General features: G+C 71.5%; 15 protein-coding genes. 11 read left to right on the top strand and 4 right to left on the bottom strand.

Going from position 1 to position 17,348, the window contains the following annotated elements:
• Positions 1 to 15: 15 nt before the first annotated feature.
• Both ABD236_RS09565 and ABD236_RS09560 read right to left on the bottom strand, forming a co-directional pair.
• A complete protein-coding gene (locus ABD236_RS09565; RefSeq protein WP_344072400.1) occupies positions 16 to 2,838 on the bottom strand; it encodes a stealth conserved region 3 domain-containing protein in 2,823 nt (940 codons plus the stop codon).
• Entirely contained in the window at positions 2,835 to 3,836 is a 1,002-nt protein-coding gene (locus ABD236_RS09560; RefSeq protein WP_344072398.1) for a hypothetical protein, read from the bottom strand. The genes ABD236_RS09565 and ABD236_RS09560 overlap by 4 nt, the downstream gene beginning before the upstream one ends.
• Before the next feature lie 200 nt (positions 3,837 to 4,036).
• Between ABD236_RS09560 and ABD236_RS09555 the strand changes: the two genes are divergently transcribed.
• The 4 genes from ABD236_RS09555 to ABD236_RS09540 all read left to right on the top strand — a co-directional run bounded on the left by ABD236_RS09555 (position 4,037) and on the right by ABD236_RS09540 (position 9,414).
• Positions 4,037 to 6,190, top strand: a complete 2,154-nt coding sequence (locus tag ABD236_RS09555; RefSeq protein WP_344072395.1) for a PIG-L family deacetylase — start codon at positions 4,037 to 4,039, stop codon at positions 6,188 to 6,190.
• Between the two features lie 274 nt (positions 6,191 to 6,464).
• On the top strand, positions 6,465 to 7,439 hold the full coding sequence (gene galE / locus ABD236_RS09550; RefSeq protein WP_344072393.1) for a UDP-glucose 4-epimerase GalE: 975 nt from the start codon (positions 6,465 to 6,467) through the stop codon (positions 7,437 to 7,439).
• Positions 7,440 to 7,651: 212 nt separating this feature from the next.
• Complete coding sequence (proB, locus tag ABD236_RS09545; protein ID WP_344072391.1) at positions 7,652 to 8,779, top strand: glutamate 5-kinase; 1,128 nt, start codon at positions 7,652 to 7,654, stop codon at positions 8,777 to 8,779.
• A gap of 149 nt (positions 8,780 to 8,928) precedes the next feature.
• Positions 8,929 to 9,414, top strand: a complete 486-nt coding sequence (locus ABD236_RS09540; RefSeq protein ID WP_344072389.1) for a hypothetical protein — start codon at positions 8,929 to 8,931, stop codon at positions 9,412 to 9,414.
• 142 nt (positions 9,415 to 9,556) lie between these two features.
• Here the strand turns inward: ABD236_RS09540 and ABD236_RS09535 are convergent, their stop codons facing one another.
• Positions 9,557 to 9,841 (bottom strand): hypothetical protein, encoded by a 285-nt coding sequence (locus ABD236_RS09535; protein WP_344072387.1) that lies wholly within the window; start codon positions 9,839 to 9,841, stop codon positions 9,557 to 9,559.
• Positions 9,842 to 9,877: 36 nt separating this feature from the next.
• Here ABD236_RS09535 and ABD236_RS09530 point away from each other — a divergent pair, with 36 nt between their 5' ends.
• The 3 genes from ABD236_RS09530 (at position 9,878) to ABD236_RS09520 (ending at position 13,094) form a co-directional block, all read left to right on the top strand.
• Complete coding sequence (locus tag ABD236_RS09530) at positions 9,878 to 11,161, top strand: glutamate-5-semialdehyde dehydrogenase (protein WP_344072385.1); 1,284 nt, start codon at positions 9,878 to 9,880, stop codon at positions 11,159 to 11,161.
• A 119-nt stretch (positions 11,162 to 11,280) separates the two neighbouring features.
• Positions 11,281 to 11,853, top strand: a complete 573-nt coding sequence (locus ABD236_RS09525) for an SCO2584 family spore wall biosynthesis protein (RefSeq protein ID WP_344072383.1) — start codon at positions 11,281 to 11,283, stop codon at positions 11,851 to 11,853.
• 167 nt (positions 11,854 to 12,020) lie between these two features.
• Entirely contained in the window at positions 12,021 to 13,094 is a 1,074-nt protein-coding gene (locus ABD236_RS09520; protein ID WP_344072382.1) for an SCO2583 family membrane protein, read from the top strand.
• 101 nt (positions 13,095 to 13,195) lie between these two features.
• Here the strand turns inward: ABD236_RS09520 and ABD236_RS09515 are convergent, their stop codons facing one another.
• Positions 13,196 to 14,338, bottom strand: a complete 1,143-nt coding sequence (locus ABD236_RS09515) for a M48 family metallopeptidase (RefSeq protein ID WP_344072381.1) — start codon at positions 14,336 to 14,338, stop codon at positions 13,196 to 13,198.
• 107 nt (positions 14,339 to 14,445) lie between these two features.
• Between ABD236_RS09515 and ABD236_RS09510 the strand changes: the two genes are divergently transcribed.
• The 4 genes from ABD236_RS09510 (at position 14,446) to ABD236_RS09495 (ending at position 17,325) form a co-directional block, all read left to right on the top strand.
• Positions 14,446 to 14,670: a hypothetical protein gene (locus ABD236_RS09510; protein ID WP_344072577.1), complete on the top strand. Its 225-nt coding sequence runs from the start codon at positions 14,446 to 14,448 to the stop codon at positions 14,668 to 14,670.
• Positions 14,671 to 14,759: 89 nt separating this feature from the next.
• Positions 14,760 to 14,924, top strand: coding sequence for a hypothetical protein (locus ABD236_RS09505; RefSeq protein WP_180357169.1), 165 nt, complete (start codon positions 14,760 to 14,762; stop codon positions 14,922 to 14,924).
• A 38-nt stretch (positions 14,925 to 14,962) separates the two neighbouring features.
• Complete coding sequence (gene nadD / locus ABD236_RS09500) at positions 14,963 to 15,583, top strand: nicotinate-nucleotide adenylyltransferase (RefSeq protein ID WP_344072379.1); 621 nt, start codon at positions 14,963 to 14,965, stop codon at positions 15,581 to 15,583.
• Between the two features lie 14 nt (positions 15,584 to 15,597).
• Positions 15,598 to 17,325 (top strand): LCP family protein, encoded by a 1,728-nt coding sequence (locus ABD236_RS09495; RefSeq protein ID WP_344072377.1) that lies wholly within the window; start codon positions 15,598 to 15,600, stop codon positions 17,323 to 17,325.
• The last annotated feature ends 23 nt before the right edge of the window (positions 17,326 to 17,348 follow it).

Genomic DNA, 17,348 nt, shown 5'->3' with positions numbered 1-17,348 from the left:
GACGCGACAGGCGCGTCAGTCGCGCTCGAAGCGGGACTTCACCGGGAAGTACGCGCTCAGGAACGCCCGCAGTACGCGGTCCTGCTCCTCCACCGACACCTCCGCGTCGGCGGACTCGCCGATGCAGAACGTGTCGTGGGCGCGCTCGGCGAGCAGCCGGGTCAGCACCGTGTGGTGCTCGTAGTTGCCCACGTTGATGTAGCTGCACGAGATCGCGCTCGGCACCGAGCTGCCGATCAGATAGCCGTAGTGGTGGTGCAGCGACGACGTGATCGACAGGTCCGAGTTGGCGCGGAACGGGTTCGCCGCCGTACGGCCCACCTCGTCCGGGAACTTCTCGGCGATCTCGGTCAGCACACTGCGGCGCAGCGGGTGCGGCGCGTGCAGGAAGCTGGTCGTCGTGGTCCGCCCGAACGCCTTCTCCAGCAGTGCCCGGTTGTTCTTCGCGGCCGCGAAGTAGCCCTCGTCGTCCGGGGACGGCTCGGTCGGCGGGACGGCCGTGGGCGAGCGGAAGAACTTGGCCACGCCGTTGCTCAGGAAGAACGACGACGGGTTGAGCGGGCGGCCGATGAACACGTCGTCGTTGAGGTAGAGGAAGTGCTCGGCCAGACCGTCGATCCGGTACAGCTGGCTCTCGATGGCGTGCGAGTTGAACGTCGGCAGCCAGGCCTGGTCCTTGAAGATCTCCCGGTGGGTGACGACCTTGATGCCGGGCTGGGTGGTGTCCAGCCACTCCGGCGTCTGGTCGTCGGTGACCAGGTAGATGGTGCGCACCCAGGGCGCGAACATCTCCAGGGAGCGCAGCGAGTAGCGCAGCTCGTCGCGGTTGCGGAAGCGCACGTCGCCGCTGTCGGCGTCGTTGGTCGGCATGTCGCGGCTGCGGCGCACCGAGTCGCGGCGCTGCTGCCAGGCCGGGTCGGTGTCGTCGACCCAGGTGTAGACGACGTCGATCGGATAGTCGACGTCCCACATCAGCTGCTTGGTGAACTGCGCGAGCGTCGGGTAGTCGCGCTCGCCGACCCGCAGCTTGGCGGTGGCCTCCAGGTTCGGCAGCCGGCGCCCGAGCAGCGTGGTCAGGCGGGGCGTCTCCCGCCAGCCGTCCTCCTCCGACTCGGCCCAGAACTCCAGGCTGCAGCCGTAGGCCGGGCCGTAGCGCAGGGTGCGGCTCTCGGAGGTGATCGGCTTGAACACGCGCAGACCCGCGACCTCACCGATGTCGGCGAGGCGCTCGGCCAGCACCGCGCCGGGCGCGGCGCCGCGCGGGGTGACCAGCTCGGCGTAGACCGGCTTGCCGTGCAGGGCCGTCGACATGGCCTCCAGGACCCGTCGGCGCATCTCGACGGGGACGGCGACGCGATGGGCGACACCGGCGTCGTGGCGCAGCAGGATGTACGGGATCCCCGCGTCCTCCAGGACCTTGGCGGTGATCTCCAGGTTGATCTGCGCCATCCGCGGACCGGTGATGTCGTCGCGCTGCTCGGCGAGCCGGCCCGCCGAGCGGATCAGCGTCCCGGTGCGGTCCTGCGCCTGGATCATCACCTCGCGGGCCTTCTGCTCGTCCGCCGAGTTCGACAGGGCTGAGACGGGCGCGGCGACGCTGAAGCTGCGGGTGCCGCCGGCGGCGATGCGCAGCGCGGTGCGGTCGGCGCGCTGGGCCAGGCGCTCGGGGGTGTCGCGGCGGGCGACCAGCTTGGCGAAGAGCTGCTCCCAGCGGGCGGTGATGTCCTCGCCGCCGAACCGCTCGTACACGCCCTTGCGGGCGGCCTTGCCGAAGGCGTGCCGGGTGTCGTCCTCGCCCATCAGGCGGGACATCGCGGCGGCCAGCGAGTCGATGTCGCCGGGCGGCACCAGCAGGCCGTCCACGTCGTGGCGGATGATCTCGGCGGGCCCGGTGACGATGTCGTACGCGATGACCGGCACACCGGCCGCGAACATCTCCAGGAGCACCAGCGGGAAGGCCTCGTTGCGCGAGGGCAGCAGACAGACGCTGGCCTTGGCCCACTCCTGCTCCATCTGCGAGGAGCGGCCCACCAGTTCGATGCGCGAGTGCATGCCCAGGCCCTCGACCAGGCGGCGCAGACGCACCTCCTGCGGGCCGTCGCCGAAGATCCGCAGCTGCCACTCGGGGAAGTCCGCGGAGATCCGGTGGAAGGCGTGGATGGCGTGGTCCAGCTGCTTCTCCGGGGTCATCCGGGCAGCCAGGACGATCGTCTTGGACTCCAGGTCGGCGCGCGGACGGTAGCCGTCGGGCACCGCGTTGGGGATCGCGGCGAGCTCGGGGGCCGCCTCGCGCAGCGAGTCGGAGAACCAGTCGTTGGTGCGCTCGGTCAGCGACACCAGCGCGTCCACGCGCGGGCCGTAGACCAGCAGCGGCTCACCGGAGACCCCGCGCAGCTGGGAGGCGCGGTGCTCCTGGTGCACGGTGACGACGCGCGAGGGCGCCAGCTCCGCGGCCGCGGCCAGCAGCGCCGGAGTGGTGGTGACCAGCACGTCCGAGTCGAGGGAGCCGAGGGCGGCCGTCATCTCGATGTCGGAGAGCCGGTCGAACGTCGACTCCCAGGACGGCTTGATGATCTCGCTGGGCAGCGACTCCAGCGTGCGGCAGGCGTTCTCGTCCAGCGCGCTGGGGCGCACCGGGCGTCCGTACGATTCGGTCCTGTCCACCAGGTAGCGCCGCTTGACCTGCTGGGCCGCCGAGAAGAACGGCTCCGGGCGGGTCTTGAAGACGCTCAGCACCTCGACGTCGTGCCGCGGAGCGAGATGGATCGCCTGGGTGTAGGCGGCCATCTCGGTGCCGCCCATCTCGTCGCCCCAGGTGAGCAGAAACGTGATCTTCATGCAACTTCCTCTGCGCCACGGGGGGCGGTTCCGAATCCGGTACAGGACACGGCGAGCACGCCGGCCGGGGTCACATAGGCGTGCACCCGCGCCAGCGAACCGTTGTCGAGAGCGACGATACGGAACGGTGTCCGGTAGACCTGCTTGGGGTGACGCACATCGGTCAGCTTCCGGGCGATCTTGATCCGGTTCCCGCCGGCCTTCAGATGCATGTCCCAGGTGCGCGTGGAGCGGCCGACCGCCATCTCGGCGAGCGGCACGTCGAAGGTGAAGCGGTCGCCGTCCCAGACGGGCACGGCCGAAGCCGCCTTGCTGCTGCGCCGCAGCACCGCCTCCGCCACGTACTCCTCGACGGGGGCCTGGGGCGCGATGAGCCGGCCGTGCACCGTGATCCGGTCCCAGCGCAGCTCGAACGAGGTCAGCTCGGCCTGGTGGCGCGGGCCGCGCACGCTCAGCATCGAACGGCCGTCGACCGAGCGCACCGGACGGAAGACGGCGCCGCTGGAGGGTGACGGCGACGTGGACAGCGTGGGGCCGTCGGACGACTCCGCGGGAGCCGAGGCGATCTTCGCCCGCAGCTCACGGCCGTCACTGTCGGTGACCACGACCTCCATGCGCCACATCCCGGACGAGAGCACCGGACCGCGCGTGCCGGTCTCCGACGGATCGTCATGACGCAGCGGGGCGGTCGCCGTCAGAAGGAGACTTCCGTCACTCTGCGGCTCCTGCTCCAGCTCCACATGGACGACCTTGCGCCCGCGCGACATCTCCAGATGCGCCGCGCTCACCGCCTCCGGGCGGCGCGGGAACGTCACCGCGAAGTTGAGGGTGCGCCCACCGGAGACCGAGAAGTGCACGGGCTGCAGCAGCGGCCGCGGCTTGACTCCGTCGATGGCCGGTACGGTATGCATCTGCTCGACACGTCGGCGCATACGTACTGCCGCGCGGCGCGCCCGCTTGGCGGCGCCCACCGCATAGGGCAGCAGTGAGTCACTCACGGTGAACCTAGCTCTCGTCTGGGCTAATGGTCAGCGTTGCATGGTGCCAATAATGAGTAAGATCGGCAAGTTGCTTCGTAATTCTATCGATGCATCACGATTGCTTCATCGAGTGGAACCCAAATGAAGTTTCCGCCCTCTCCTCGTGTGGCGGTCTGCTTGATCGCAGATGAACGTGAAGCGGGGAGTGGGAGAAGGACATGGGACGCTGGCCGATGATGGGACGCCAGGTGGCCTCCCGGCGTACCGTGCTGGCTTCGCTGGCGGGGGTGGTGGCAGCGGGCGCGATCGCCGGCTGCGACAGCAAGCACCCCTCGGCCCGAGGCGCTGCCGTCACAAGTGAACCACCGAAGCCGGTCTCGCTGCTCCCGGTCGACCACCGCAGCAGCTTCGACACCCCCGGCCGCCCGCTCGCCATGGCGATCGTCGCGCACCCGGACGACGACCTGTTCTTCATGAACCCCGACACGCTCAACACGATCGAGCGAGGCGTGCCCGTCGTCTCCGTGTACGTCACCGGCGGCGGCTCCTTCGGCGTCAACCAGGCACCCGGCGAGCCCAAGGCCCGCCCCGACGTGCCCGCCTACGTCTCCGCGCGCCAGCAGGGACTGCGCCAGGCGTACGCCCGGATGCTCGGCGCGACCCTGTTCACCCCGTGGACCCGCACCGCCCTCAAGCTGCCCGGCGGCCGCGAGGCCGAGCTCAACGTCCTGGAGTACAACGGCCGCCGCGCCGAACTGATCTTCCTCGGGCTGCGGATGCACGAGAAGACCGGCCGCGGCTGGGTCGGCATGACCCAGCTGTGGAACACCCCCGGCGTGGTGCTGCGCACCCAGCCCACCCCCGAGTCCCCGGTCCGCGAGAAGTACACCTTCAGCCGCGACGAGCTCACCGACACGCTGCTCTTCCTGATGCGCAAGTACCGGCCCACGCTGGTGCGCACCCTCGACCCGGACCCCGACGCCCAGGTCCACGACAAGCTCCACCCGCGCGGCAGCGACCAGGTCGGCTACTCCGACCACCCCGACCACACCGCCGTCGCCCTGTTCACCTGGCGCGCGCTGGCCCAGTGGGGGAGCAGCCAGGGCGCCCGCACCCCCGGCTTCCTCACCGAGGCCTTCCGCGGCTACTACAACCAGCGCTGGCCGTACAACCTCCCCAACGACACCGTCCACCAGAAGACCGAGTACCTCAACGCCTACGGCGGCGCCTCCACCTGGCAGTGCGGCAACGGCTCCGGCTGCGGCGACTACTCCGTCGGCCTCAACGGCGTCCTCAAGTCCAAGAAGGGCTGGGTCCGCTCCACCCACCGCCGCTACCCCACCGCCGGCCCCAAGGTCGTCGTCGACAAGGACGGCCGGATGAGCGCCTACGCCGTCCTCGGCACCCGCGCCGCCCGCTGGCGCGAATCCGGCCCCTTCAGCGGCGGCTGGGGCGCGGCCGAGGACCTCGGCGGCGGCCCCCTCGCCCCCGCCCTCAGCGCGGTCGTCGCCGCCGACGGCCGCCACCTCGTCCTCGGCCTGCGCTTCACCGACCTCGGCTCCGCCGACAAGGACGACACCCGAGAGATAGTGGTGCTCCAGCAGAAGAGCGCCGGCGGCGACTTCGAGGACCGCTGGACCAGCCTCGGCAACCCCGAGACCGACCCCCGCCGCTCCCGCCTCACCGGCCCGCCCACCGCCGTCGCCGCCCCCGACGGCACCGTCCACGTCTTCGTGCGCAACGCCGCCAAGGGCATCAGCACCCGCGTCCGCGACAAGCAGGGCGTCTGGTCGCCGTGGCAGAAGCTGCCCGGCGGCGGACAGATCCAGGAAGGCCTCAGCGCCGCCGTCGACGGCGACGGCCGCGTCCACGTCTTCGGCTCCGCCTTCGGCTGGGTCGAGCACTGGACCCAGAAGGACGCCGGCGGCGCCATGGTCCGCGGCGCCCGGGGCCTCAAGACCCGCCCCGGCGACGCACCCGACGCGGTCGCCGCCAAGGACGGCTCCGTACTGCTCGCCTATCACAAGCCCTCCAGCGACCAGGTCAACGTCGCCCAGCTGCGCGGCGGCCAGGCCGGGCGCTGGACCGAACTGCCCGACCAGAAGGTCACCGGCTACGGCCCGGTCGCCCTCGTCGCCGGCCAGGACCTCGCCACCGGCGGCGTCATGCTCTCCTCCCGCAGCGGCACCGGCACCATAGAAATGGTCGACAGCGGCAAGCAGGTCACCCTCCACGGCGACGCGTCCTCCGGCTTCATGGTCGGGGCCCCCGCCGTCGTCCAGGACGCCGGCGAGGGCGTCGCCCTGGTCACCCTCGGCCTCAACACCACCCCCGCCGTCACCAGGGTCCCGCCGCGCGCCGGCACCGTCTGACCGACACACCGGTCCGCCCCGCCGAGCCGGGGCGGACCGGAGGCGCACGGGGGCGTGCGGACACCTCACGTACGCCTCATATGTCCCTACGTACGCCTCTTGCGCCTCGTAGGCCTCGTACGCCTCGGACATCCGGCCCCGCACACCCCGCGGCCCTTCGCGCCCCCACACCCCCGCACGTTCCTTACCGCGCTCTCACCTTCGTACGAAAAGTCACAGGAGTACCGGCGCCCGGCCCCGCCGACGGCCCCCGGACGCCTCCTAGACTGTCCGCATGACTTGGATGATCACAGGCGGTGCCGGCTACATCGGATCCCACGTGGTGAAGGCCCTCGTCGACAGCGGCGAGCAGGTCGTCGTCCTCGACGACCTCAGCACCGGCGACCCCGCCCGGCTCCCCGAAGGCGTCCGCCTGGAGCGCGGCACCGTCCTCGACCGCGACGTCCTCGACCGCGTCCTGCGCGAGAACGACGTCGACGGCGTCATCCACATCGCCGCCAAGAAGCAGGTCGGCGAATCCGTCGAACGCCCCCTGCACTACTACCGCGAGAACGTCGAAGGCCTGCGGACCGTCCTGGAAGCCGCCGCCGAAGCCGGCGTACGCCGCTTCCTGTTCTCCTCCTCCGCCGCCGTCTACGGCATGCCCGACGTCGACCTCGTCACCGAGCAGACCGCATGCCTGCCCATGAGCCCCTACGGCGAGACCAAGCTCGCCGGCGAGTGGCTCGTCAGCGCCGTCGGCAAGGCCCACGGCATGGCCACCGCTTCCCTGCGCTACTTCAACGTCGCGGGCGCCGCCAGCCCCGAACTCGGCGACCCCGGGATCTTCAACCTCGTCCCGATGGTCTTCGAGCGCCTCACCGAGGGCAAAGCCCCGCTGATCTTCGGCGACGACTACGCCACCCCCGACGGCACCTGCGTACGCGACTACATCCACGTCGAGGACATCGCCACCGCCCACCTCGCCGCCGCCCGCCGGCTCGCCGCCGACCCCACGGCCGCCCTCATCCTCAACATCGGCCGCGGCGAAGGCGCCTCCGTCGCCGAAATGGTCGACATCATCCGCGACGTCACCGGCATCACCGAACCCGCCCCCGAAGTCGCCCCCCGCCGCCCCGGCGACCCCGCCCGCGTCGTCGCCTCCGCCGAGCTCATCACCAAGGAACTCGACTGGAGCGCCCGCCACGACATCCGCGCCATGATCACCTCCGCCTGGGCAGGCTGGCAGCTGCGCCACCCGCGGGACTGAGACGGTTCCGGGCCGGCCGGCCGCGTGTGCCTCTACGCGCGGCCGGGCGGGCCCCGGGACGGCCGCCCCCTCCCGGACGGCCGCCCCCTTCCGGCCCCCCCCGGACGGCCCCGCCGCCCGGATCCCACAGGCCCCGCCCCATAGGGCGGAGGCGCGTCCAACGCTCGAAACGACCGTGCGCCCAGGCCCCCGCCTGGCATAGATTCCCCGGTGTGACAGTGGCAAGGCAGTACGTGACCCAGGCCCGCAGGATCGTCGTCAAGGTGGGCTCGTCCTCCCTCACCACCGCCTCCGGCGGCCTCGACGCCGACCGCGTCGACGCCCTCGTCGACGTCCTCGCCAAAGCCCGCAGCGGCGGCGAGAAGGAAATAGTGCTGGTCTCCTCCGGCGCCATCGCCGCCGGACTCGCCCCCCTCGGCCTGCGCCGCCGCCCCACCGACCTCGCCCGCCAGCAGGCCGCCGCCAGCGTCGGCCAAGGCCTCCTCGTCGCCCGCTACACCGCCTCCTTCGCCCGCTACGGCGTACGCGTCGGACAAGTCCTCCTGACCAGCGACGACACCAGCCGCCGCGCCCACTACCGCAACGCCTACCGCACCCTCGACCAGCTCCTCGCCATGGGCGCCCTGCCGGTCGTCAACGAGAACGACACCGTCGCCACCGACGAGATCCGCTTCGGCGACAACGACCGCCTCGCCGCCCTCGTCGCCCACCTCGTCCGCGCCGACCTCCTCGTCCTGCTCTCCGACGTCGACGGCCTCTACGACGGCGACCCCGCCCAGCCCGGCACCACCCGCATCGACGAGGTCCGCGGCCCCGACGACATCGCCCACGTGACGATCGGCAGCGCCGGCAAGGCAGGCGTCGGCACCGGCGGCATGGTCACCAAGGTCGAAGCCGCCCGCATCGCCGCCGCCGCGGGCGTCCCCGTCGTCCTCACCTCCGCCAGCCACGCCGCCGACGCCCTCGCCGGACGCGACACCGGCACCTACTTCCACCCCACCGGCCGCCGCTCCGCCGACCGCCTCCTGTGGCTCGCCCACGCCTCCACCCCCCAGGGCCACCTCGTCCTCGACGACGGAGCCGTCACCGCCGTCGTCGAACGCCACTCCTCCCTGCTGCCCGCCGGAATCGCCGCCGTGGAAGGCGAGTTCAGCGCCGGGGACCCCGTCGAACTGCGCGACACCAACGGCCGCGCCGTCGCCCGCGGCCTCGTCAACTTCGACGCCAAGGAGATCCCCCAGCTCCTCGGCCGCTCCACCCGCGAACTCGCCCGCGAACTCGGACCCGAATACGAGCGCGAAGTCGTACACAGGGACGATCTGGTCGTCCTGAACCCCTGAAACGGCTGAAAGTCCGGCCTTCGGACCGACACCTTCACGAAAACCACCCCGCGACCCTGCCCGGACTGGTCAACTTTGTTTCGGGGTACTCGCGGGGGTGACCCCGCGGGGGGTACGACACCGCATCACAGCATCACAGGAGGCCGCCGGTGAGACGAGCGCGCCCGGGGGCGGCGCCCCGAGTTGGGGGAACCCACGCCCGCAGGGCCGTGGGGGAGGACGGGCGGACCCTGACCAGCGTGGGCACGGGAACCGACGTAGCGCAGACCGAAGAGCGGGAGAAGCCCGGGGACACCCCCAGGCTCTGGCACATCACCCTCAGCGTCTCCGGCGCCGAGGCCCCGCTCAAAGAAGTCCGGCGCGGCCTCGAACAGCTCGCCCATGACCACCCCTTCTTACTCACCAGCAGATACGCAGGCGACCACGCCGAGATCCGCTACTGGGAAGAAGCCCGCGACCTGCACGACGCCGCCGCCGTCGCCCTGCGGCTGTGGGGCGAACACCGCTCCACCGCGAAACTCCCGCCCTGGGAGATCGTCGGCCTCGAAGTCATCGACCGCGAGACCTACCACCAGCGCCTCGCCGAAGGCTACGGACCACCACCGGCCGCACCCGTCGGCGTCCATCCCTTTTGACGCGGTCGCGTTTGACGCGGTCGCGTTTGAGGGAGCTGCGGAGGGGGGCCCGGGGGCCAGCAGGTGTGGCCGGGAGGGCTTGGGGGGCGTCGAGGGCGTGGAGGGTCTGGATGGGCCGGGCGGTCGGCAGGGCCTGGGCGGCCTAGACGGCCTGGATGGCCTGGGTGGCCCGGACGGCCTGGAGGGCCTGGAGGGCCTGGATGGCCGAGGTGGCCCGGACGGCCTGGACGGGCCGGGCGGCCTGGAGGGGCCGGTTCCGGGGGCTCGGGCTCCACGGGGCGCGGGGCCGACCGACCGAGCGGCGCCACCGGATCGCCCGGACCGACTGGCCCGTCCGGGCCCACAGTCCCGCGCGGACAGCCAGGACCGCGCGGCTCCGTCGGATCCGCCGGACCGTGAGAACGCCGTCTCGGAGAGTGGAATCCATGCGGAACGCGCCCGCCCGGCGCACTACCCTTCCGACATGAGCGCGTTCTCCCCCAACGACAACCAGTCCCCGGTCACCCAGGCCGCCCACCGGGCCCGCACGGCCGCCGCCGAAATCGCGCCATTGCCGCGCGCGGCCAAGGACGACGCGCTCCTGGCCATCGCCGACGCCCTCGAAGTGCGGACCAAGGAGATCGTCGAGGCCAACGCCGTCGACATCGCCAAAGCCCGCGAGGCCGGGACCAGCGAGACCGTCATCGACCGTCTCACCCTCACCCCGGAACGCGTCCGCGCCATCGCCTCCGACGTACGCGACGTCGCCGCCCTCCCCGACCCCGTCGGCGAAGTCGTCCGCGGCTCCACCCTCCCCAACGGCATCGACCTGCGCCAGGTCCGCGTACCCCTCGGCGTGGTCGGCATCATCTACGAAGCCCGGCCCAACGTCACCGTCGACGCCGCCGCCCTCTGCCTCAAGTCCGGCAACGCCGTCCTGCTGCGCGGCTCCTCCTCCGCGTACGAATCCAACACCGCCCTCGTCCGCGTCCTGCGCGACGCCGTCGGCGGCGCCGGACTGCCCGCCGACGCCATCCAGCTCGTCCCCGGTGAATCCCGCGACTCCGTACGCGAGTTGATGCGCGCCCGAGGCCTCGTCGACGTCCTCATCCCGCGCGGCGGCGCCTCCCTCATCCGCACCGTCGTCGAGGAATCCACCGTCCCCGTCATCGAGACCGGCACCGGCAACTGCCACGTCTACGTCGACGCCCAGGCCGACCTCGACATGGCCGTGGAGATCCTGATCAACTCCAAGGCCTCCCGGCCCTCCGTCTGCAACGCCGCCGAGACCCTCCTCGTCCACCAGGACATCGCCGACGCCTTCCTGCCCCGCGCCCTCGACGCCCTCGCCGAATCCGGCGTCACCGTCCACGGCGACGCACGCGTCCAGAGCTACGCCGACGCCACCAAGGCGACCGTCGTCGCGGCCACCGCCGAGGACTGGGAGACCGAATACCTCTCCTACGACATCGCCGCGGCCGTCGTCGACTCCCTCGACGCGGCCGTCACCCACATCCGGCGCTGGACCTCCGGCCACACCGAGGCGATCGTCACCACCTCCCAGGCCGCCGCCCGCCGCTTCACCCAGTTGGTCGACTCCACCACCGTCGCCGTGAACGCCTCCACCCGCTTCACCGACGGCGGCCAGTTCGGCTTCGGCGCCGAGATCGGCATCTCCACCCAGAAGCTCCACGCCCGGGGCCCGATGGGCCTGCCGGAGCTCACCTCCACCAAATACATCGTCACCGGCGACGGCCACGTGCGGTGACCGGGACCTCCACCGCGCTCCTCCGAAGGCCGCCCGAGGCATGCCCTGAGGCGTCACCCGAGGGGGAGAGTTCGGACACTCCCTGCCCAAAACGGCCGCGCCGGGGCTAGGCTGAATCCGTGCCGGACGACGTGGGGGGCAGGCCGTTCCCGGACGGCTGGGAGCCCGACGACGACCGCGGGGGCGCGGACGACCCATTCGCCTCCGTGGTCTTCGACGAGGACTTCGTACGAGCCGCCGAGATCCACGAACCGAGCGCGGTGGAGCGGCTGTTGGCCGCCGCCCAGGCCCGCGCCGAAGCCGAAGCGGCCAGAGCCCGCGCGGGCGCCGGAGCCGACGACGACTTCCCCTACCCCGCCCGCGACCCCGACGCCTACGGCTCCACCCTCCCCGGCGGCGCCGAGACCGGCCCCTACGGCCCGCACGGCGGCGCCCTGCGCCCCTACCGCGGCCGGGCCCGCTGGCACCGCCCCGTCGCCTGGCTGCTCGCCCTGATCATGGGCATCGGCATGGTCACCCTGGCCTTCGCAGCCGTCTACCGAGGCGCCTCCGGCAGCCGCGACGACCCCGCCCCGCCCCCGGCCACCAGCAACGTGGACAAGTCCGGGCTACCCGTGCCAGCCACGGTCGGCCCCACCGCCTCGGCGGACTATTCACCGCCGGCGGTGGCAGCCGTGCCTCGGAGGCCTTGAGGGGGGTGGGGGGCCTCCCCCCCCGCCCCCACCCCACCCCGCCCCCGCCCCCCTGACCGGATTCTGACCATGCTCTGACCCCGCCCTGCACAACCGCGTGGGAACTCGTCAGAACTTGTCGCGTAGCAGCGCGTTTATCGGCCCCTCCCGCGACCTACCCTGAAGGTATGGCAGGGCGTGGAGAGCCACCCGAGGGGACACCGGAGGGCCTCCCCGGCGGAGGTGAGGACGAGTACCGATCCGTCGTCTTCGACGAATCGTTCGTTCGTGCTGCCCGCCTCCAGGAGTTCTCCGCCCAGGAGCGGATGCGTGAGCACGCGCGTGCGGTCCGCAGCCGTTCCAGCTGGTCCTTCCGGCCCTTCACCAAGCAGATAGTCGCGCTGGTCGTCCTCCTCTTCATCGCCTTCGGTACCGCCGTCTACATGGGCCTGCGCCACCCCTACCAGCCCGGTGGCGGCAGCGTCGCCGCCGAGCCGCTGCGGATGACCGTGATACCCCTGGCCCCCCAGACCGTCGTGCCCGGTATCGACGTCGCCCGCCTCTTCGACCACAGCCCGGCCGCCCAGTTCCGCACCGGCGCCGACGGCATCAACCTCCCCGCCGTCCGCAGGACCGCCCACTTCTCCGAGAGCCAGATCATCGCCGGTGTCACCACCGCCAAGGAGTATCTGGTCCAGTCCTCCCTCGATCCCCAGGTCCTGACCGGCAAGTCCGTGCACCAGGTGCGGGCGCTGCTCGACCCGGAGCTGATCGCCCAGTTCGACCAGAGCATCGACAGCCCGGCCGACGACGGCCGCCACGCCGCCACCGGCTGGCTGGTGCGCTTCGATCCGGCCAAAGTGGCGCTGGCCGACCCCCAGGTGCGGGTGCAGGGCACCTTCCACTACGCCGAGTCCGGCCGGGACACCCTGGATGTGACGTCCGACCACACCTTCACGTACGCCCTGCGCCCGGCGGCCGCCGGCCCGGACAAGCCGGCCTCCCTCTTCACCGTCCGCCGTGAGCTGCACTTCCGCTTCGACCGCGACGACCTGCGGCTGCACCGGGTCGAGCTGCAGACCAGCTATGTGATGGCCGGACCGCAGGCCTGCTCGGCCGATGTCTCCGCGCAGCTGCGGCCGCTGCTCGCGGGTGAGCGGACCAGCGCGACCGGCCCGGCGGGCACCGACCCGTACGCGACCGGTCCCGCCACCGCCGCTCTCTGCGGCACCCTCGCCACCAGCGCCCAGCCGACGCCGTAACTCCGCCGCCGCCTCCTCCCTGGGCTCAGACGGTCGCAGCCCGGGCACCGCAGACCCTTCCGCGCGTCCACGCGTGCCTTCCCGGCGCCGACCGGATCCTCCTAGGCGTCCCGCCCCGGCTCGTCCCGAGGCCCGTCGCCGTCCGCCGCCGGGCCGGACGAGCCACCCTGCGGTCCGTCCTGCGGCTGGCCCTTCGGCCGGTCCGCGGTGCGCGAGGAGGAGCCCGCGCCCGTGAACTTGCCGTACAGCTTGCCGCCCAGGTCCGCTGTGCCGCCGGCTATGTCGCCGACCAGCTTCATCAGCGGGTCCTTGCTCGTGCGGACCGTCTCGGCGTACGAGGAAGCGGACTCGCGGAACGAGTCGGAGACCGAGGTGTCCTTGTCCTCCTCACGACGGGGGTAGTGACCGTCCATCAGGCGCTGGTAGTCACGGCTGGCGGCCCACTTCTTCAGCTCGGCCGCGCGCACGGTGGTGAACGGGTGCGAGCGGGGCAGCACGTTCAGGATCTTCAGGACGGAGTCGCGCAGGTCGCCGCCCGCCTCGTACTCCTCGGCCTGCTCCAGGAACGCGTCCACGTTCATCTCGTGGAGGTGGTTGCCGCCGGCTATCTTCATCAGGCCCCGCATCGACGCCTGGAGGTCCTGGCCGACGAGCAGTCCGGCCCGGTCGGCGGAGAGCTCCGACTTGCGGAACCATTCCCGCAGCGCGGTCACGATCGCCATCACCGCCACATTGCCCAGCGGGATCCAGGCGACCTTCAGTGCCAGGTTGGTGAGGAAGAGCAGGATCGTGCGGTAGACCGAATGGCCGGAGAGGGCGTGGCCGACCTCGTGGCCGACGACCGCGCGCATCTCCTCCTCGTCGAGCAGCTCCACCAGGCCGGTGGTGACGACGATGATCGGCTCGTCGAGGCCGATGCACATCGCGTTGGGCCGGGGGTCCTGTGTCACGTACATCGGGGGGACCTTCTCCAGGTCCAGGATGTAACAGGCGTCCCGCAGCATGGAGTTGAGGTGCGCGAACTGGGCGTCGCTCACGCGCACGGAGTCGGAGAGGAACAGCAGGCGCAGGCTGCGCTCGGGCAGCAGCCCGCTGAGCGCCTTGAAGACCGTGTCGAAGCCGCTGAGCTTGCGGAGCGCGACCAGCGCCGACCGGTCCGCGGGGTGTTCGTAGGCCCGGGAGGAGATCCCGGGGAAGCGCCGGCGCTGCCTGCTCGGCATGCCGTCCTGGTGGTCGTCGGTCATGGTTCCCCCTGTCGGAGAGTCTCGGCTCGTCCCCCTGACGACATCCACCCTAGGCGGTGGGGCTACCGTGGGGCGGGGGCCTGTGGATAACCAAGGAGACACCTGCCATGACGGATGCCGTCACGCTTCTCGCCGCCGCCTCGGACCAGCAGGGACCCGGCAACGTACTGCGGATCCTGCTGCTGGTGTCGATCCTCGGTGCGGGCGGCCTCGCCTGGCTGCTGCTGCGCGGCTACCGCTCGAACGACGGCGGCGACGCGGCGTCGGCCGGGCCGGACGGCGAGCCGGGCCGGGGCGTGCGCCCCGACGCGGAGGGCGTCGTCAAGGACTGAACGGCTGAGTCGGCGTGAGAGTGCCCGGGCGGCCCGCATACGATGTGCCCGAAGTCTCCGCTCCGACTCCCGGATAGGTCCTGCTGACGATGAGCCTCACCAGCACCGCCGCCACGCACCTGGTCACCCTCGCCGAGGGCACCGAGCACGGCGGCAACCACGAAAGCCTCAGCCCGTACGTCACCGGTGGCGGCGCCCTGTTCGCGCTGCTGCTCCTGCTGTGGATCACCACGCGCTTCAACCGCGACCGCTGAGTCGGGGCGTTTCCACCGGGCCAGTAGGCTCTGCACGCATGGGAGAGCAGGAAGTGCCTACCGGTCCGGTCAAGCGGCGCCTCGGCGTGATGGGCGGAACGTTCGACCCGATCCACCACGGACACCTGGTGGCCGCCAGTGAGGTGGCCTCTCAGTTCCATCTGGACGAGGTCGTGTTCGTGCCGACGGGGAAGCCGTGGCAGAAGAGCCACAAGAACGTTTCCGCGCCGGAGGACCGGTATCTGATGACGGTCATCGCGACCGCGTCGAACCCCCAGTTCTCGGTGAGCCGGATCGACATCGACCGCGGCGGCGCGACGTACACCGTGGACACGCTGCGGGACCTGCGGGCCCTCAACAGCGACGCGGACCTGTTCTTCATCACCGGCGCCGACGCGCTCTCGCAGATCCTCACCACCTGGCGTGACGTGGACGAGCTGTTCTCGCTCGCCCACTTCATCGGGGTGACCCGGCCCGGCCACATACTGACGGACGACGGTCTGCCCGAGGGCGGGGTGTCGCTGGTGGAGGTGCCCGCCCTGGCCATCTCGTCGACGGACTGCCGGGCGAGGGTCGCGCAGGGCGACCCGGTCTGGTATCTGGTTCCGGACGGTGTGGTGCGCTATATCGACAAGCGCCAGCTCTACCGCGGCGAGTGAGAGAAGGGCACCCGGTGAACGACCGACAGGACCCGTACGACCCCTATGCGCCGCAGGTGCAGCTTGTCGGTTATGACGAGTACGGCCAGCCGGTGTACCAGCAGGTGCCCCAGCAGGCTTCGTACGACCCGTATGCCCAGGCCCAGCCGCAGCAGTCCCACCAGTCTCAGCAGGACCACCAGGGTCAGCAGGGCCAGCAGCAGGCCGGTTACGGGTACGACCCGTACGCCCAGCAGCAGTCCTCGTACGACTACGGCTACGACGCGTACGGCCAGTCCGCGCAGCCGTCCGTGCCCCAGCAGCAACAGGGGTACGGCTACGACAGCACCCAGCAGTGGGGCCGCGAGCAGGCCCCGGTCCAGCAGGGCGCTCAGACACAGGCCCAGACCCAGGCCCAGGCTCCCGTGCGGGAGGCCGAGCCCGAGGCGGAGCCGGTGGCCGAGCAGGTTCCGGTGCTGCCGCAGCAGCGCAAGGACGAACGCGACTACCGCACCGAGCAGTTCTCGTTCATCGAGGAGCCCGACGAGGACTCCGAAGACGTCATCGACTGGCTGAAGTTCACCGAGAGCCGCAGCGAGCGGCGCGAGGAGGCCCGCCGCCGCGGCCGCAACCGGGTGGTCGCGCTCGTCGTCGTCCTCGCCCTGGCGGCGCTCGGCGGCGTCGGCTACCTGTGGTCGGCGGGCAAGCTGCCGGGCCTGTCGTCGTCCTCGGACTCCAAGAAGCCGGCGGTCGCGGTCGGGGCGCAGAAGCGCGACGTGATCGTCGTCCATCTGCACAACACCCAGAAGGGCGGCACCTCCACGGCGCTGCTCGTCAACAACGCGACCACCAAGCAGGGCACCACCGTCCTGCTGCCCAACACCCTCGCCGTCTCCAACGACGACGGCACCCGCGCCACGCTCGGCAAGTCCGTCGACGGAGACGGCTCGCAGGGGACCCGGGAGGCGCTCGGCAACCTGCTCGGCACCAAGATCACCGGAACCTGGCGGCTGGACACGCCCTTCCTGGAGAACCTGGTCGACCTGGTCGGAAACATCGACATCAGTACGGATGCCGACGTACCCGGCGCCAAGGCGGGCGCCGCCCCCGTGGTGAAGAAGGGCGAGGACCAGACGCTGACCGGGCAGATGGCCGTGGCGTACGCCACGTACAAGGGTCCGGGTGAGGCGGAGGCCAAGCAGCTGCAGCGGTTCGGGCAGGTGATGTACGGGGTGCTGCGCAAGATCTCGGACGACCCCAAGGCCGCGACGATCACCGTGCAGACGCTGGCGCAGATCCTGGACCCCTCGCTGCCGGAGGCCGACCTCGGCGCCGCGCTGGCCAAGCTCGCCGAGCACGCCAAGGTAGGCGCCTACAAGACGGCGCTGCTGCCGGTCCAGCCGGACGGCACGCTCAGCGCGCAGGCCGGCGACAGCGTGGTCAAGGACATCCTGGGCGGCTCGGTCACGGCGCCCGACAAGGGCGCGGCCGTACGCATCGGCGTCAGCAACGCCAGCGGCAACCCCAAGGCGGCCGACAAGGCCCGGGTCGACCTGGTCAACGGCGGCTACGCCGTCATCGACGCGGGCAGCGCGAGCACGGCGTCGTCGTCCTCGGTCACCTACGGTGACGCGGCCCAGAAGGCGAAGGCCGAGGAGGTGGCCAAGACGCTGGGGCTGCCGGCCGGAGCGGTCAGGCAGGGCAAGGCCGCGGCGAACGCGGACGTCACCGTGGTGCTGGGCAAGGACTACAAGGTCAAGTAATCCTTTCGGGGCTGTCGGCGGTC

The organism is Streptomyces crystallinus, from assembly GCF_039521265.1.
Classification (GTDB): domain Bacteria; phylum Actinomycetota; class Actinomycetes; order Streptomycetales; family Streptomycetaceae; genus Streptomyces; species Streptomyces crystallinus.
Note: the sequence above shows the minus strand (reverse complement) of the source record. Positions and strands in the feature narration are given on the sequence as shown.

Coding starts and splice junctions, on each gene's coding strand:
- ABD236_RS09565 (WP_344072400.1), bottom strand. CDS start 2,838: ATGAAGATCACGTTTCTGCTCACCTGGGGCGACGAGATGGGCGGCACC.
- ABD236_RS09555 (WP_344072395.1), top strand. CDS start 4,037: ATGGGACGCTGGCCGATGATGGGACGCCAGGTGGCCTCCCGGCGTACC.
- galE (WP_344072393.1), top strand. CDS start 6,465: ATGACTTGGATGATCACAGGCGGTGCCGGCTACATCGGATCCCACGTG.
- ABD236_RS09535 (WP_344072387.1), bottom strand. CDS start 9,841: ATGGATTCCACTCTCCGAGACGGCGTTCTCACGGTCCGGCGGATCCGA.
- ABD236_RS09530 (WP_344072385.1), top strand. CDS start 9,878: ATGAGCGCGTTCTCCCCCAACGACAACCAGTCCCCGGTCACCCAGGCC.
- ABD236_RS09520 (WP_344072382.1), top strand. CDS start 12,021: ATGGCAGGGCGTGGAGAGCCACCCGAGGGGACACCGGAGGGCCTCCCC.
- ABD236_RS09515 (WP_344072381.1), bottom strand. CDS start 14,338: ATGACCGACGACCACCAGGACGGCATGCCGAGCAGGCAGCGCCGGCGC.
- ABD236_RS09510 (WP_344072577.1), top strand. CDS start 14,446: ATGACGGATGCCGTCACGCTTCTCGCCGCCGCCTCGGACCAGCAGGGA.
- ABD236_RS09505 (WP_180357169.1), top strand. CDS start 14,760: ATGAGCCTCACCAGCACCGCCGCCACGCACCTGGTCACCCTCGCCGAG.
- nadD (WP_344072379.1), top strand. CDS start 14,963: ATGGGAGAGCAGGAAGTGCCTACCGGTCCGGTCAAGCGGCGCCTCGGC.